The sequence below is a fragment of the Alishewanella agri BL06 genome (assembly GCF_000272005.1).
Classification (GTDB): Bacteria; Pseudomonadota; Gammaproteobacteria; order Enterobacterales; family Alteromonadaceae; genus Alishewanella; species Alishewanella agri.
The window spans coordinates 68,806-84,867 of the sequence record NZ_AKKU01000001.1 but is presented as its reverse complement, the minus strand read 5'-3'; the positions used below and the strand labels follow the sequence as shown (position 1 = coordinate 84,867).

General features: G+C 48.5%; 15 protein-coding genes. 8 read left to right on the top strand and 7 right to left on the bottom strand.

Annotated elements, in window-relative coordinates; genetic code table 11:
• Nucleotides 1–16 precede the first annotated feature (16 nt).
• From fliG to AGRI_RS00370, 7 genes are all read right to left on the bottom strand, one after another.
• Nucleotides 17–1,048 (bottom strand): flagellar motor switch protein FliG, encoded by a 1,032-nt coding sequence (fliG, locus tag AGRI_RS00400; RefSeq protein ID WP_008983062.1) that lies wholly within the window; start codon nt 1,046–1,048, stop codon nt 17–19.
• Nucleotides 1,041–2,741, bottom strand: coding sequence for a flagellar basal-body MS-ring/collar protein FliF (gene fliF, locus AGRI_RS00395; RefSeq protein WP_008983061.1), 1,701 nt, complete (start codon nt 2,739–2,741; stop codon nt 1,041–1,043). The genes fliG and fliF overlap by 8 nt, the downstream gene beginning before the upstream one ends.
• Before the next feature lie 26 nt (nt 2,742–2,767).
• Nucleotides 2,768–3,106 (bottom strand): flagellar hook-basal body complex protein FliE, encoded by a 339-nt coding sequence (fliE, locus tag AGRI_RS00390; protein ID WP_008983060.1) that lies wholly within the window; start codon nt 3,104–3,106, stop codon nt 2,768–2,770.
• A gap of 74 nt (nt 3,107–3,180) precedes the next feature.
• The gene (locus AGRI_RS00385; RefSeq protein ID WP_008983059.1) at nt 3,181–4,524 is read right to left on the bottom strand and encodes a sigma-54-dependent transcriptional regulator; all 1,344 of its coding nucleotides are present in this window, start codon (nt 4,522–4,524) and stop codon (nt 3,181–3,183) included.
• The gene (locus tag AGRI_RS00380) at nt 4,517–5,575 is read right to left on the bottom strand and encodes a sensor histidine kinase (protein WP_008983058.1); all 1,059 of its coding nucleotides are present in this window, start codon (nt 5,573–5,575) and stop codon (nt 4,517–4,519) included. Before AGRI_RS00380 ends, AGRI_RS00385 begins: the two co-directional genes overlap by 8 nt.
• A 111-nt stretch (nt 5,576–5,686) precedes the next feature.
• Nucleotides 5,687–7,171 (bottom strand): sigma-54 dependent transcriptional regulator, encoded by a 1,485-nt coding sequence (locus AGRI_RS00375; RefSeq protein WP_008983057.1) that lies wholly within the window; start codon nt 7,169–7,171, stop codon nt 5,687–5,689.
• 128 nt (nt 7,172–7,299) lie between these two features.
• Nucleotides 7,300–8,085: a flagellin gene (locus AGRI_RS00370; RefSeq protein WP_008983056.1), complete on the bottom strand. Its 786-nt coding sequence runs from the start codon at nt 8,083–8,085 to the stop codon at nt 7,300–7,302.
• 239 nt (nt 8,086–8,324) lie between these two features.
• Here AGRI_RS00370 and pseB point away from each other — a divergent pair, with 239 nt between their 5' ends.
• From pseB to AGRI_RS00330, 8 genes are all read left to right on the top strand, one after another.
• Complete coding sequence (gene pseB / locus AGRI_RS00365) at nt 8,325–9,326, top strand: UDP-N-acetylglucosamine 4,6-dehydratase (inverting) (protein ID WP_008983055.1); 1,002 nt, start codon at nt 8,325–8,327, stop codon at nt 9,324–9,326.
• On the top strand, nt 9,323–10,471 hold the full coding sequence (pseC, locus tag AGRI_RS00360; RefSeq protein ID WP_008983054.1) for a UDP-4-amino-4,6-dideoxy-N-acetyl-beta-L-altrosamine transaminase: 1,149 nt from the start codon (nt 9,323–9,325) through the stop codon (nt 10,469–10,471). Before pseB ends, pseC begins: the two co-directional genes overlap by 4 nt.
• Nucleotides 10,468–11,166, top strand: coding sequence for a pseudaminic acid cytidylyltransferase (gene pseF, locus AGRI_RS00355; protein WP_008983053.1), 699 nt, complete (start codon nt 10,468–10,470; stop codon nt 11,164–11,166). The genes pseC and pseF overlap by 4 nt, the downstream gene beginning before the upstream one ends.
• 1 nt (nt 11,167) lies before the next feature.
• Nucleotides 11,168–12,199, top strand: coding sequence for a UDP-2,4-diacetamido-2,4,6-trideoxy-beta-L-altropyranose hydrolase (gene pseG / locus AGRI_RS00350; RefSeq protein WP_008983052.1), 1,032 nt, complete (start codon nt 11,168–11,170; stop codon nt 12,197–12,199).
• Complete coding sequence (pseI, locus tag AGRI_RS00345; protein WP_008983051.1) at nt 12,199–13,248, top strand: pseudaminic acid synthase; 1,050 nt, start codon at nt 12,199–12,201, stop codon at nt 13,246–13,248. Before pseG ends, pseI begins: the two co-directional genes overlap by 1 nt.
• A 3-nt stretch (nt 13,249–13,251) precedes the next feature.
• Nucleotides 13,252–13,695, top strand: coding sequence for a GNAT family N-acetyltransferase (locus tag AGRI_RS00340; protein ID WP_008983050.1), 444 nt, complete (start codon nt 13,252–13,254; stop codon nt 13,693–13,695).
• Nucleotides 13,696–13,717: 22 nt separating this feature from the next.
• Nucleotides 13,718–14,605, top strand: a complete 888-nt coding sequence (rfbA, locus tag AGRI_RS00335) for a glucose-1-phosphate thymidylyltransferase RfbA (RefSeq protein ID WP_008983049.1) — start codon at nt 13,718–13,720, stop codon at nt 14,603–14,605.
• Nucleotides 14,606–14,726: 121 nt separating this feature from the next.
• Complete coding sequence (locus AGRI_RS00330) at nt 14,727–15,911, top strand: class I SAM-dependent methyltransferase (RefSeq protein WP_040291121.1); 1,185 nt, start codon at nt 14,727–14,729, stop codon at nt 15,909–15,911.
• Nucleotides 15,912–16,062: the final 151 nt, after the last annotated feature.

The following is a 16,062-nucleotide window of genomic DNA, read 5'->3' as shown; positions in this document are numbered from 1 at the left end:
GCTGTTTGTTTAACCCTTAGAGGAATTCCTCACCGCCACCACCGCCCAGCATAATTTCACCGGCATCTGATAAGCGACGCGCCACGGACAGAATTTCTTTCTGCGCTGTTTCCACCTCACTAACCCGCACCGGCCCCATCGCCTCCAGATCATCCTGCAATAATTCAGCCGCACGTTTTGACATATTTTTGAAGATTTTTTCTTTCAGGTTCTCGTCTGTGCCTTTCAGTGCCTTCATCAGCACATCCTGTTGTACTTCACGCAAGATAGTTTGGATACCGCGATCATCGACATCAATCAGGTTTTCAAACACAAACATCAAATCCTGAATTTGTTGTGCCATCTCTTCGTCCTGCTCACGAATAGCATCCATCAGCTGACCTTCCAGGTTGGTATCCAGGTAGTTCAGGATATCGGCAGCCGCTTTTAAGCCCCCCATCTTCGCGGTCTGAGTACCAGCCTGACCAGCAAACTGTTTCTCCATAATTTCATTTAGCTCTTGCAGCGCCGCCGGTTGTACTTCCTCCAGATTGGCAATCCGCATCGTCAAATCCAGCCGCACCTTTTCCGGGAATTGCGATAAAATTTCCGCCGATTGCTCTGGCTCTAAATAAGATAAAACGATAGTTTGGATTTGCGGGTGCTCGTTGCGAATAATATTGGCAACCTGTTTTGAGTCCATCCACTTTAATGAGTCCAGACCGCGGGCACCGCCACCCAGAACGATTTGGTCAATCAGATTAGCGGCTTTTTCTTCACCCAGTGCCGCGGTCAGGGCACGCTTAATAAATTCTTCACTCTGGAAGCCGATGGTGCTGAAATTCTGGATCTGCTCAATAAAGCGCCGGTGCACCGCAGCAATTTTAGCCTGATTCAGATCCGTGGTTTGCGCCATCGCTAAACCGACCTTTTGCACCTGTTTCGGTTCCAGATGCTTCAAGATTTGTGCGGCATCCTCTTCTGATAAACTTAGCAGCAGGATGGCAGCTTTTTCGACACCATCCAGTTTGCTGATGTCGAATTCTTTTATCGCTTTATTCTCACTCATCTTCAGCTAACCAGTTTTTAACGACCAGAGAGGACAGTTCAGGTTCGTTCGCTACCAGCGCCCGTACCGCTCGTAATAAATCTTCATCACCATGCAGATCTGGCAGCATCAGGGTACCGTCTGGCGCAAAACCTACGGCTTTGTCGTCGAACGTTGAGGCTGTCATATCAAAATCATCACCTAAATCCAGGCCCTGACTTAACGCATTTTCATCATAGGTATCAGAGGTATCGGCCGGATTCATCAGTTTTTGCAGCATGGGTTTGACTATCGCCAGCATAATGACGATAACCAGCAAGGCGCCCATCACCACCTTCACCACTTGCAGGAACCAATCCTGCAAATAAAATGGCACTGTGGTATCTACCGCCACTTCCTCACGCACAAAAGGCACTGAAATCACTTCAATACTATCACCACGTTGTACATCAAAGCCAACCCCACCTTGTAACAGGCGGCGAATATTCTCCAGCTCAGCCTGATTGCGCGGGGTCGGCACTACTGTACCATCATCGGCAGTGACATTTTGATAGTCTACCGCGACTGAGACGCTCAACCGGCGGATAATACCACTTTGCTGACTGGTATGGCTGATAGTGGTATCAAGCTCAAAGTTGCGGGTGGACTCGCGATGGTTACGCCCCGGTACGACGGCCTGGCTAGCGTTACCGGTTGCCTGCTCTGGTATTGCCGATGGCATCGGTGGTTGATTCGATAAGGCACCGGGTACGCCGCCGCTACTGCCGCCAACGCTACTTTCTTCGATAACCATTTCACTGCGTACTGCCGGTAAATCCGGATTAAAACGTTTCTGCGTTTGTTCGATGGCGGTAAAGTCCATCACCAGATCCACTTGCGCGGTATAGTTACCTACCCCCAGCACTGGCATCAGAATAGAGTCAACTTTCTGACGATATTCGTCTTCACGGCTACGTTGAATTTCCAGCTCACGCCTGTTACGGGCCGCGCTACCATCTATTGAACCTGAGTTTAACAGCCGGCCATTTTGGTCCGTTACCGTTACCCGGCTTGGTGCCAGACCTTGCACTGCTGAGGCAACCAGATCGACAATAGCATCCACTTCACTATCACGAATTACCCGGCCGCCGCGGGCAGTAACTAACACCGTCGCTGACGGCTGCGCTTGTTGCCTCGCGAAAACATTTTCTTTTGGAATGGCTAACAGAACCCGTGCGCGGGCAACGCTTTGTAACTCTTCGATGGTACGCGCTAATTGTTGTTCGCGGCTATGTTTCAGGCGCTCCATTTCCAACCGCTGACTGACGCCAAAGCCGCTATCCTGCAGTAAAAACTCCGTGCCAAGTGAAGGTTCATTGGTCATGCCGGCACGAGACAAACTTAAGCGCACATCCTGTAATGTATTCTCCGGAACCAGAATGACATTACCTTCAAGTTTATATTTGAATTTCTGCGCATCAAGGTGATCAAGAGTTTGAATCAGCTCCTGGGTACCGTAAGTACCCAAGGGCCGCATTTCCGGCGCCCGCGCCCACAGGATGATCAGAATGGCGATGGCCAGACAAATGGTTAAGGCCACAACCAACGTGATCTGGCGTACCAAATCGCCGCCGCTATTAAATGAATTTAAAATGCCGCCTTTGCTCTGACCCTGAGCCTCGGTATTAAAGTCTGTATTGGTCAATGCCAGCTCAGTTGATTGATTCTCTGCCACCTTGCTTCTCCTACTGCCTGCCTAGCTTAAACCGGCATTGACATAATTTCTTTGTACGCTTCAACGACTTTATTGCGTACCTGCACTGTGGCTTCAAAGGCCAATGATGATTTTTGTGATGCGATCATGGCTTGAGCCAGTGATACTCTGGGATCTCCCAGCTCAACAGCATTGCGCATCGCACTGGCCTGTTGCTGCAGATCATTAACGTTGCCCAGGGCATTTTTAAATAAGGTAGTAAAATCAGACTGGCTACCATTAACCGGCGCGATATCCATGGCGGGTTTAGCGTCTGCCGGTAAGGCTCTGGCCTGGCTGGCCATGCTTTGCATCTGTGCGTATAACGCCTGACCTTTGATTTGCATAAGAGTGCCTGTCAAAAATTTGCTGTTAAGCTGATACAGGGACTTAAGCAAGGGCTATGCCACCTCAGCAAGGGTTACGCCACCTCGATACCTAGGTCGCGCATTCTGGCCAGTTTATAACGTAAAGTACGGTCACTGATCCCAAGTCTGGCTGCGGCCTCTTTGCGTTTATGATCACAAGCACGCATGGTAGCCAGGATCAGCTTGTGTTCCTGTTGGTGGATTTCGGCTTTAAAGTGGCTTTCTTCCGCCAGCGTTTCGGGATGCTGACTCGCAGCGCTCGGCACAAAAGGATGGGATTCGAGCAGGATATCGTTCGCCTCAAGCAGGCTGCCACTTTGTAAAATCAACGCCCGTTGCATCACATTATCCAGCTCACGAACGTTACCCGGCCAGTTATAGCCTGCTAAGCGCTGTTTCGCTGCGGCGGTCAAAGACGGGATACTGCGTTCCTGCTGTCTGGCATACCTTGCCAGCAGATGCTCTGCCAACGGCAGGATATCACCCGGCCGCTCGCTTAACGCTGGCCAGCATAGTGGAAACACATTTAACCGGTAATACAGATCCTCGCGCAGTACGCCGTCATTAACAGCCTGACGCAGCTCGCGATTGCTGGTAGCCAGAATTCGGATATCCAGTTTGATCAGCTTACGACCGCCCAGGCGCTCTACCTCACGCTCCTGGAGCACCCGCAGAAGCTTAGCTTGCAGGTTTAGCGGCATCTCGGTCACCTCATCTAATAATAAGGTGCCGCCATTAGCTTGTTCAAACTTACCCGGGCAGGCATTCACCGCTCCGGTAAAGGCGCCTTTTTCGTAACCAAATAAGGTTGCTTCCAGCATATTCTCCGGGATCGCCGCACAGTTAATCGCGACAAAGGGTTCGCCACTGCGGTTGGACTGCTGGTGAATATAACGTGCCAGCACTTCCTTACCCGAGCCGCTTGGGCCCAAAATCATCACACTGGCCTCGCTGCGCGCCACTTTTTCTGCCAGTTGTAACAGCGCCTGACTTTTCGGATCGGCGACTACCGGCTGATTAGCCGACGTTGAGACAGCTTTCACATAGCGACTGACCATCGTTACCAGCACTTCCGGTGAGAAAGGCTTACTCAGATAGTCAATGGCGCCCAAACGCATAGCTTCAACCGCATCCTGCACGTTAGCGTAGGCGGTCATTAATAACACCGGCAGTTGCGGATAATGCTCATTCAGGGTTTGCAGTAAATTCAAGCCTGACACTGATCCCATCTGCACATCTGATACCACCAGCTGGACTTTTTGCTTTTTTAACAGTAACAGCGCCTGTTCGGCGCAGTCAGCCGCCAGTGGCGCATAGCCAGCCAGTAACAAGGTGTCGCACAGGGCTTCGCGTAATCCGGCATCATCTTCGACGACTAATACCACTAAATCAGACATGACTGGTCTCCTGTTGCAGCTGTTTGGCTGTTAAAGCCACTCTGCTCTTCGCACTTGGTGCCATTAATGGCAGCGTAATCGCAAAACAAGCACCACTTAGCTGCCCTGCGGGCCGATCGGCGGGCAATAAGTAATGGATCTGCCCCTGATGACTCTGGATCACCGCCTGCACCACTGCCAGCCCCAGACCACTGCCTCCGGCTTTGCGGGTGAAAAAAGGCTCGAAAATATGCGGTAATAACTCAGGCGCAATACCTGGACCGTTGTCACTGATTAGCAAAGTGAGCTGCGACCCGGTTTCGCGTTGCAACACGACACGGAACTGCCCACCGGAGCCGGTCGCCTGGATGCTGTTTTGCAGTAAATTTAATAAGGCTTCACACAAGCTTTGCGGATTAGCCAGCAGTAGCAGCTCAGCATCAGCGCAGCATAACTGGAGCTCAGCCCTGGCGCTGGCTAACATCGCCTCGCTGCGCTCGGAAAACGTCTGCAACAAGTGCTGCAGATTTACGGCTTGCACCGCTTGAGCTGTACCGGAACGCGCAAAAAGCAACATATCATTGACCTGCTGCTCTAACTCACGCAAACGTAACACCAGTTTTTGCTGGAATTGCTCACGTCGCGGCACTGCCAATTGCGGACTGGCTAAATTCTCGGCGTAGAGCATAGCTGAGGCTAAGGGGGTACGGATTTGATGCGCCAGTGTGGCCATCATTTTGCCGAGGGTTGACAGACGTTGCAGATGATTCAAGCGTTGCTGTAAGGCGCGGGTTTCAGTTAGGTCAGTCAGCACGATCAGCTGGCCAGGGTTTAACGCACTGATCGCAATGTGCAGGCGACGCCCGTCTTTAAGTGACACTTCCAAACCATCGTCGCTACGTGGCTGAAAACAGCGGTTGATCACAGTTAACCAGCGCTGCCCCAGCACTGGTTCACCCAACATTGCCAAAGCCACCGGATTGGCCTCCACTACCAGACCTTTGGCGTCAAGAATAATGACGCCGGAAGGCAAAGCCCGCAGAATTTGCTCAAAACGTGAGGTATCAGACATTGGGTTACATAGCTCAGGTCTGGTGAATAACTAGACCTGATCATGCAGAGATTATGCCAGCATTAAAATTATGATTTATAAGAACTTATCCAGTCAAAAAACTGACAACCCTTATTCATCCTTGCCCAGATTATATTTGCGCATTTTCTCAACCAGGGTAGTGCGGCGCAAACCTAGCACCTCAGCAGCCCGGGCCACAATAAAGTCATGTCGCTCCAGTGCCTGCGAAATAAAACGTACTTCCAGCTCAGCCAAAAACTCTTTTAAATCCAAACCACTATCCGGCAAATCTTGTAATCCAAGGGGTTGCGTACCCGCAGCAAAGGCGAACTGGATTTCCGCTAAGGTTGTCTCAGATTCCGCTGCAGACTCAGCTTCTTCATCGGGTGACTGAAATAAGGAATTCAGTAAATCCCGTTCTTGCAGCTCTTCGGGGTACACCGGCTGATAAGAGTCTACTTCCAGGTGTTGATATTTTTTCGGTAACTCTGCGACGTCAACCACTTGATCCGGATACATAATTATCATCCGTTCTAACAAATTAGCCAACTCACGGACATTACCAGGCCATGGATGTAACTTCAGACTTTCTAATGCCCGCTCAGTAAACTTTACTCTGGCCTGATGCGCCTGATATTGCCGCTGTAACAGTTCATTGATTAACAATGGTAAATCGTCGGCACGCTCACTAAGAGCAGGGGTTTCAATTGGAAATACATTTAACCGGTAATACAAGTCTTCACGGAAGCTGCCATCGCTAATCATCGTTTCCAGATCGCGATGCGTAGCGGCGATAATCCGTACATCCGCTTTGATGGTTTGTGCGCCCCCCACCCGCTCAAAAATCCGCTCCTGCAGCACCCGAAGTAGCTTAACCTGCATTGGCTGCGGCATATCGCCTATCTCATCCAGAAACAGCGTGCCGCCCTGCGCCAACTCAAAACGGCCTTTACGGGTTGAAATGGCGCCGGTAAAGGCACCTTTTTCGTGGCCAAACAGCTCACTTTCTAATAGTTCCGCCGGAATCGCACCGCAGTTAATCGGCACAAAGGGGCCACTGGCACGGTTTGACAACAAATGGATATTGCGTGCCACCACTTCTTTACCGGTACCTGATGGCCCCAACACCAGCACATTGGCTTCGGTTTTTGCCACCTGCTGAATTAAAAACCGTACCTTCTGCATCGCCGGCGTTTGTCCAACCATGCCATCAAACTTGGCCTGGCTATCTGCCTGTTTATGCGTGGGCAGCAAACGATGATACTGCTGCGCATCGCGCAGTAATTGCGTCAAACTGGCGTAAGCAAAAGGTTCGGATAACACGCCAATGACGTTAGCATGCTCCAGCAAGAAACTAAGGCTCTCGCCGACAACTAAAAAAGCCGAAGCCGGAAACTGCCGTACCAGTTTATCAGGTGCCAGCTCTCCACAAGCCCCCAACAACACTACCGCTTCGGGCTGCTGCTGTAATTTGTCCAGCACATTTTCAGCGGTCAATACTTGCTGTGCCTCGCCAATAAAACTCAGCACAGTGGCTAAACGCTCAGCACGATTTAATTGTAAATCAAAGATATACAGCGGCGGTGTGGAGGACATAGCAGCACAATTTATTCTGGTTATTTGACTTTATTGTACAAGCTAAGTGTGGGTATGCAAGGTGGAATGCTGGTTTTTTGACGCTAAAACAAGGTTTACGTCAAAAAACCAGCGAAAAACCACGCCAGTTAACTCAGCAGGGATAACGCCTGTTCCGATGAAACTCTGGCCTGCAATGCCACATTTATGGAGCTTTGCGTCAGAATATTTGCTGCCGCCCGATCACTACTGGCACGGGCATAATCTAAGTCAGCGATGCGGCTTCGCGCCTCAGAAGTTGCCAGTTCACGCCCGGAGGCGGCATTTAATGCGCTTTGCAAGCTATTAATCCCGGCGCCGGTTTCGGCCTGAAAAGCACTGATTTGTTCACTGGCAGCGCGGATACTGCTTTGTGCAGCCGTTAAACCCTGAGGGTTGGTGAGGTCGAGATTAAAGATATTCTGTGCCGACAACAGCGCCTGCGCATCACGGGTTTGCAAGCTCAATTCACCATCGCCGGCATTAAAGCTGCGCGTCGAATCAGTAAATAAGCGGTTACCGGCAAATTCTGTTGCTAAACCTTGCTGAATATTGGCCAGATAACCCTCGGCTTCTGCCTGCAACGCCTGCCGATCTTGCGCACTGTAGATACCATTACCCGCAGCTATCGCTAAACGATCTAACTCCAGAAGATTATCATTAACCCCCTGCAACGCCTGATCGTAAACCCGTGCAAAGGCGATACCATCTGCCAGATTCCGCTGCCCTTGTTGCTGGGCATTGATGGTACTGGTTAAACGGTTACTGATTGGCAGGCCAGCCGCGTCATCGGCTGCACTGTTAATACGCTTTGCAGTAGCTTGCTGTTGCAGCAATTTTTGTTGCTGCTGCATCACGTTACTCAAAATATTGCCGTTGGAAGGGGTAACCTTCATTTGACACCTCGGTACATCAGGGTTGCACATAGCTTAAGCATAGCTGGGATTACTCAGGTGCTCAACTTTGCGTCATATTTGCAATATTAGCCGATTATAACGGGATGAATCTTGCCCCACAGCAGAAAGTATCTACACTGAAGCGAAGAGCTATTGATTAGTATGGCTTTTCAGATAAAACCTGCTAATTTGGCACACTAACTGCTTAATGTAATTAGTTTTGACTGCGGATGATTATTATGTTTGATGGGAAAACGATCCTGATCACAGGCGGCACCGGCTCCTTTGGCCATAAATACACACAAACGCTATTAACGCGCTATAAACCAAAAAAAATCATCATTTTTTCGCGCGATGAATTAAAGCAGTACGAGATGCAGCAAAAATTTAATCAAAGTTGCATGCGCTACTTTATTGGGGATGTGCGTGATGAATATCGTTTGGTGCGTGCTATGCATGGTGTCGATTATGTGATTCATGCTGCAGCACTCAAGCAAGTCCCCGCCGCAGAATACAATCCCACTGAATGTATCCGCACTAATATCAATGGCGCAGAAAATGTGATCAATGCAGCTATTGAGACTAATGTTGAGAAAGTCATTGCCCTATCAACTGACAAGGCAGCCAACCCTGTGAACCTATACGGAGCCACGAAGCTGGCCTCTGATAAACTGTTTATTGCTGCCAATAATATGACTGGAGGTAGCCGGCCACGTTTTTCTGTGGTGCGCTACGGTAATGTGGTAGGTTCCCGTGGCTCCGTCGTGCCCTTCTTTGAACAATTGATTAAAAGTGGTAGCGACCACATTCCCATTACACATCCCGAGATGACACGCTTTTGGATTAGTTTGCAACAGGGTGTTGATTTTGTATTGAAGAACTTTGAACGCATGCTCGGTGGTGAGATTTTTGTCCCGAAAATCCCATCAATTCGCATCGTCGATCTGGCTACAGCAATGGCACCACATTTACCTCAAAAAGTGATTGGGATTAGGCCTGGTGAAAAACTGCATGAAATGATGTGTCCGGGTGATATGTCCTATCATACTTATGAGTTCAGCGACCATTTTGTCATCGCACCCGCGATTAAATTCTTTAATCGCAGTAACGACTTTTCAACTAATGCGTTAAACGAACAAGGTAAGCTTGTGGCACCCGGCTTTGAGTATGTCTCTGATACGAATCCTGACTTTCTCAGTGTTGGGCAGATGCGACAGTTTAATGAGGAAGCACTTTCGTGATCCCGTATGGCCGTCAAAATATTACTCAGGCAGATATCGATGCTGTAACCGAAGTATTACAAAGTGACTTTCTGACCCAGGGACCGGCGGTACCGGCTTTTGAGCAGCGTCTTTGTGAGCTGACGACGGCTAAGTACGCGGTAGCCGTTAACAGTGCCACTTCGGCTTTACATCTTGCTTGCCTCGCTTTAGGTGTTGGACCGGGTAGCCGGGTTTGGACTTCACCGATTAGTTTTGTTGCCTCAGCCAATTGTGCCCGCTATTGTGGCGCTGATGTTGACTTTGTTGATATAGAGCCAGAAAGCGGCAATATGTCGGTAGCTAAACTCCGGCAAAAGCTGGAAGCCGCCCGTGACAATAACTGCCTGCCGCAAGTGGTAATCCCGGTACATCTGGCGGGCTCCAGCTGCGATATGAAACAAATTCATGATTTAGGGCAACAATTTGGTTTCTCCATCATCGAGGATGCGTCTCATGCAGTGGGGGCAAGTTATCAAAACGAACCAGTAGGCACCTGTCGCTATAGCGATATCACCGTATTTAGCTTTCACCCGGTAAAGATCATAACGACTGCTGAAGGTGGTATGGCATTGACCAATAATCTTCAGTTTGCCGAAAAAATGCGGCTGTTACGCAGCCATGGCATTACCCGTGATGCAGATTTGATGACAGAGCCAAGCCATGGTGCCTGGTACTATCAACAATTATTATTAGGCTTTAACTATCGCATGACTGATATGCAAGCTGCGCTCGGATTAAGTCAAAGCCATCGGTTACAATCGATTGTTCAGAAACGTCAGTTACTGGCTGAAAAGTACCATCATTTGCTGGCCGAATTGCCACTGCAATTGCCGCCACTGGACAAAATTAACAAAAGCGCCTGGCACTTATTTATCATCCGGCTAAATGATAAAACGACACGCCACGCCGTTTTTGCCGGAATGCGGGAAGCGGGTATTGGCGTCAACGTGCATTACATTCCAATTCATACTCAACCTTATTATCAGCAACTTGGATTTGACTGGGGCGATTTACCGGTAGCGGAAGATTTTTATGAGCGGATTATCAGTCTACCGATGTTTCCTGAGTTAACAAATGAGCAACAGAAATTTATTGCAGACACCCTGGCGAGGCTGCTGGCATGAGGCTGGCGATTATTCCCGCCCGTGGTGGCAGTAAGCGCATTCCACGCAAAAATATCAAAAATTTCTGTGGCCAGCCGATGCTGGCATACCCAATTAAAGCTGCATTGCAAAGCGGTGTGGTTGATAAAGTAGTCGTATCGACTGATGATGATGAAATTGCCGCCGTAGCTCGCCAATACGGTGCTGAGGTGCCATTTATGCGTAGCCCAACCTTGGCCGATGACTACACAGGCACTAGCGCAGTAATTCGCGATGCGATACAGCAACTACAAGACCTTGGCTGGACAGTGAATTATTGCGCATGCGTGTACGCGACAACACCGTTACTGGCTGCTAATGTCATCCGCGCCGGACTCGAATTACTGCAGCAGCAGGATGCTGATTATGTGTTTACCGGTGCTCGTTTCTCATTTCCGATCCAACGCGCGTTGCTGATAACCGAAAATGGTGGCATAGCGCCGTTTGACCCAAGCAATATAGGAAAGCGCTCGCAAGATTTAACACCAGCATACCATGATGCTGGGCAGCTTTATTGGGGAAAAGCTAGCTCCTGGCTGGACAAAAATAAAACGATCTTTAGTCAGCAATCACGAATGCTGGTGCTACCGGATCACCTGGTTCAGGACATTGATACCCCAGAGGATTGGTACCGGGCAGAACTGTTGTACCAAGTTTTGCAGCAGGAAAAAATCTGAGATGAGAGCCCTGTTACGAGCTGATGCGTCGGTAACGCTTGGCAGCGGCCATATTATGCGCTGCCTGACTCTGGCAAGCGCTATGCAGCAACACGGGGTGACTTGTGAGTTTATTTGCCGGCAAAGCGATGGGAATTTGATCACCTGGTTGCGGGATCAGAATATCAACGTGATGACCATCCCGCAGACTATCAACTCTGAGGAGGAAGATGCGCAATTTTGCCTCTCAGTTATCACCGGGCATTATCAGCTATTAGTTGTTGATCACTACCAACTTAGTGCTCCCTTTTGTCAAATTCTGCGTCCCTACTGCACGCACATCATGGTAATAGACGATCTGGCAAACCGCCAGCATGATTGCGATCTGTTACTTGACCAAAACCTGTTCCCTGATAGCACTTTGCGTTATCGACATTTAGTGCCGCCTTCCTGCACTCAGCTACTGGGGCCACGTTATGCGTTATTACGAGATGAGTTTTATCAGGTTCATAACCCTAGGCAAACGCAACATATTCTGGTTGGATTTGGCGGCAGCGATGAGCAAAATTTAACCAAACTCGCAGTTCAGGCTATTGATAAATTAAAGCCGATGCAAATCACGGCCGATATAGTAATAGGTGCAAATAACCCGTGGCGTGCAATGCTTGAGCAGCAAATCGCATGTCTGCCTAATGTGCAATTACACGTACAGTGCAAAAATATGGCGACACTGATGCGGCGGGCAAGACTCATGCTCGGCGCGGGTGGTGCCACACATTGGGAAAGGTGTATTTGTGGCCTGCCGGGCTTAATCGTTACCGTTGCCGAAAATCAGCAGGCGACAACGGCCTATTTAAACGAGCTCGGCGCTTGTGTCTGGTTGGGTCAGGCTGCTGAAATGTCAGCAGAGTTCTTTGCAGAGCAACTATGCTATTACCTGTCCCAGCCAGCACTGCTTGAAGAAATTGGCCAGCAGGCGAAAAACCTGGTACCGGCTCATGCCGGTACGCCTTTAGTGATAGAGCAAATATTTAATGTAGTGGCGGGAATATAATGTCAGAGATAAAAATAGGTAACCGTTTGGTTGGGCCAACACAACAGCCCTTTATTATCGCTGAGATGTCGGGTAACCATGGCCAATCGCTGGAAAAAGCCATGGCCTTAGTTGATGCCGCCGCAGCGGCGGGCGCACATGCACTAAAACTGCAAACCTACACACCAGATACCATCACACTGGATGTGCACGAGCGCGAGTTTTTTATCGCTGATAAAAATAGCCTGTGGCAGGGTAACTCGCTGTATAACTTATACAAAGTTGCGATGACCCCCTGGGAGTGGCACAAACCGATTTTTGACTATGCAACTAGCAAAGGCATGTTGGCATTTAGCTCGCCGTTTGACTTAACGGCAGTCGACTTTCTTGAGTCACTTAATGTGCCCGGCTACAAAATCGCTTCCTTTGAAAATATCGACCATGGCCTGTTAGCGGCGGTAGCTAAAACAGGCAAGCCTGTTATTATGTCAACCGGCATGGCAACCCAAGCAGAGCTGGCAGAATCTGTCGAGGTGCTGCGCAGCAACGGCTGTAAAGATCTCATTTTACTAAAATGCACCAGCAACTACCCTGCCCGCCCGGTAGATGCCAATTTGCGCACCATTCCCCATTTAGCACGGCTGTTTAATTGTCAGGTCGGCCTGTCTGATCACACCCCTGGCGTAGGCGTTTCTGTAGCAGCTGTCGCATTAGGCGCTACTGTAATCGAAAAACACTTTGTACTGGACAGAAACGGTGGTGAAGTTGATGCCGAGTTTTCCCTCGAGCCAACAGAGCTAAAAATGCTGGTAGAGGAAACCGCCCGCGCGCATGATGCGCTTGGTATGGTGCATTATGGCTGTACTGAGAAAGAGATAGTCTCACGGATACACCGCCGCTCGCTCTATATTGCCAAAGAGATGAAAGCCGGTGATATGTTTACTACAGAAAACCTGCGCTCTGTGCGCCCGGGGCTTGGCCTGGCACCGAAATATCTACCACAGTTTCTCGGTCGTAGAGTAAATCAGGATGTCGCCATGGGCACTCCGCTAAGCTGGGAGTTAATCTAAGGCATGACGGCGTCTGTCCTGCTGCGTTTAGCCAATATGGCTGATGCAGACCGTTTGTTGCACTGGCGTAATGACGCAGACACACGCCGCTTTAGTCTTAACCCAGAGTTAGTTACTGAGCAGCAGCATAGGCACTGGCTGGAAAAAAGCCTGAGTAATCCGAAACGCAGGCTGTTTATCGCCGAATATAACGGCCAACCTGTTGGCACCGTCAGAGTGGACTCAACAGCAGAAAGTCATCTTATTTCCTGGACATTGGCCACCGAGTATCGTGGCAAAGGCTTAGCGAAGGCTATGGTGAAATTGTTAGTTGACCAGCTAACTGGAAAAATAGTCGCTGAAATTCGGCCCAGTAATATAGCATCAATACGCGTGGCCGAACACGCCGGTTTAAAATATCAGTGCACCGAAAACGGTATTATGTATTTTGTTAAAAAATCAGACTAACGGCATAGCGTAAGGGCGAGCGATGAAAGGCATTTTATTAGCTGGTGGCACAGGTAGCCGATTGTTTCCTATTACCCTTGGTATTTCCAAACAGCTGTTGCCTATTCATAATAAGCCGATGATTTATTACTCATTATCCGTTCTGATGCTGGCAGGTATCCGCGATATTCTGCTGATTACCACTTCTGACCAACAAGCCGCATTTCAACGCTTACTGGGTGATGGCAGCAAATTCGGTATTAGTCTGCAGTATGCTGTACAGCATAAACCTGAAGGTATCGCTCAGGCATTCTTAATTGCAGAAAAGTTTATCGGAAATGATGAAGTATGTCTGGTGCTGGGCGACAACATTTTTTACGGTGAGGGCTTTACCCCTAAATTACATAGAGCACGCAGCCGCCTGCCGGGCGCAGTGATCTTTGGTTATCAAGTAAAAGATCCTGAGCGCTTTGGCGTAGTTAAATTTGATAGCAACTTTAAAGTGCAATCAATTGAAGAAAAACCAATACACCCACAAAGCAAGTATGCCGTAACAGGCTTATATTTTTACGACAATCAGGTTGTTGATATCACAAAATCAACACAGCCATCAGCACGGGGTGAACTGGAAATAACCTCTGTAAATCAAATATATTTGTCGCAACAACAGTTACAAATAGAGTTATTGGGCCGAGGCTTCGCTTGGCTTGATACAGGTACCCATGAAAGCTTGTCGGAGGCTTCAACTTTCGTTGAAACCATCGAAAAACGCCAGGGCTACCAAATTGCTTGTTTAGAAGAAATTGCTCACTTAAATGGTTGGCTTTCTAAAGATCAGGTAATAACACTTATGCAAAATATGCCTGATTGCGGCTATAAAGATTACTTGGCCGAAAATATCATCAATAAAGCCATGCCGCTTTCATGCTAATCTCTTCTTTATGCTGGAATAATGCCCTGCATATTGAGTACAGATTCAAAGTAGCAAAATTAAATGCACCACTTAACACCGTGCCGACTCTGATCTTATAAATGCAGACTGTGGATGAGGAATGATGCAAAAAAACAGAACACGCCATAATCAGCACATTTCTAGCCCGTTTGAAACGGCGGGCATCAGTTGCAGTATCTGTCAAAGTAACAATACCGCCAGCATTACGACATCTATGACTTATGCAATGCGCAGTGATGGCCTGCTGCTGAATGAACCGCTAGCGAAAGTGCATTGCTTTAATTGCGGAGTGCTATTAGGCCGCAACAACCAGCCAGAACAAGCCTATCTTCGTTCAAGCGGTAACTCTGAGTTTGATTTGAAACGGCATCAAGCGGTTGCCAATGGAATAGCCAACTTACTAGAGACAAGCAGTAACCAAAGCATTCTAAGTACCCTTTGCAAAAGCGATGCTAGGGTGCTGGAAATAGGTGGAGCCAACTTCGCCACGGCTTTAGCCTTAAAAAAGTTAAAGCCTCATCTTCAGATCACGTCGATAGAACCGTCTCCTGAACAAGTACCTGAAACAAATGATATTGATATTATTATTGACACGTTTTCAACCAAGCATTTCAAGCACAAGTTCGATATTATTTTTTCCAATAATGTTATAGAGCACATTGCCGACACCAGAGCTTTTCTAAAACAGTGCCGTGAAATGATAGAGCCATCTGGCTGTCTTATTGTGTGTTGTCCGGCACACACACCAGCCAGCAATGAACTTTTGTTTTCAGACCATCTTTACCATTTTACGCCGCAAAGTCTGGCACTATGTTGTCAAGCGGTTGGCTTGGAGCTGGTTGCTCAGCAAGTCGCCGGCTGGGACACGTTGACACAAGTGTATTTGCTACGTCCGACCACTGGCGGTCAATATCAATTGGAAGAGCCGAAACCGACACAGCTGTTCCAAGTCAGACGTCGCCTTCTAGCTGAATGGAGCAAGCAGGATACGCTCTTGAAGTCACAGTTAGATGCTTCACGACCGTTATTGTTATTCGGAGCAGGAGAATTTAGTCAGTTAATTCGTACTTATCTGCCAAAGACCTATGCCAAAGTCAGTGCGATAACGGTTGATAGTGTGCTTGGAGCGCGGCAGTTTGATAAGCCGATTATTGAATTCGGCCAACTACGGGTAACCAATCAGCAAATTTTAATAGGCTTAAACCCTTCTGTTCGCCCTGCCGTTGAGCAAAAACTGAGCGCCGCAGGTTTTAACCAGAGCCAAATAATTGTGCCAACTGTATAAAGCGAGGGTAAACTGGAATGACATTAAATGCTGACAAAAAATATTTCACATCATAACGTGAGCTGAAAATAAAAGTAAGTAATGCCAACATAGCGTTTTTTCTGCATGTAGTTACGGCTGTTTTTAAAGCGTTTAGTAAAGATCCACATCC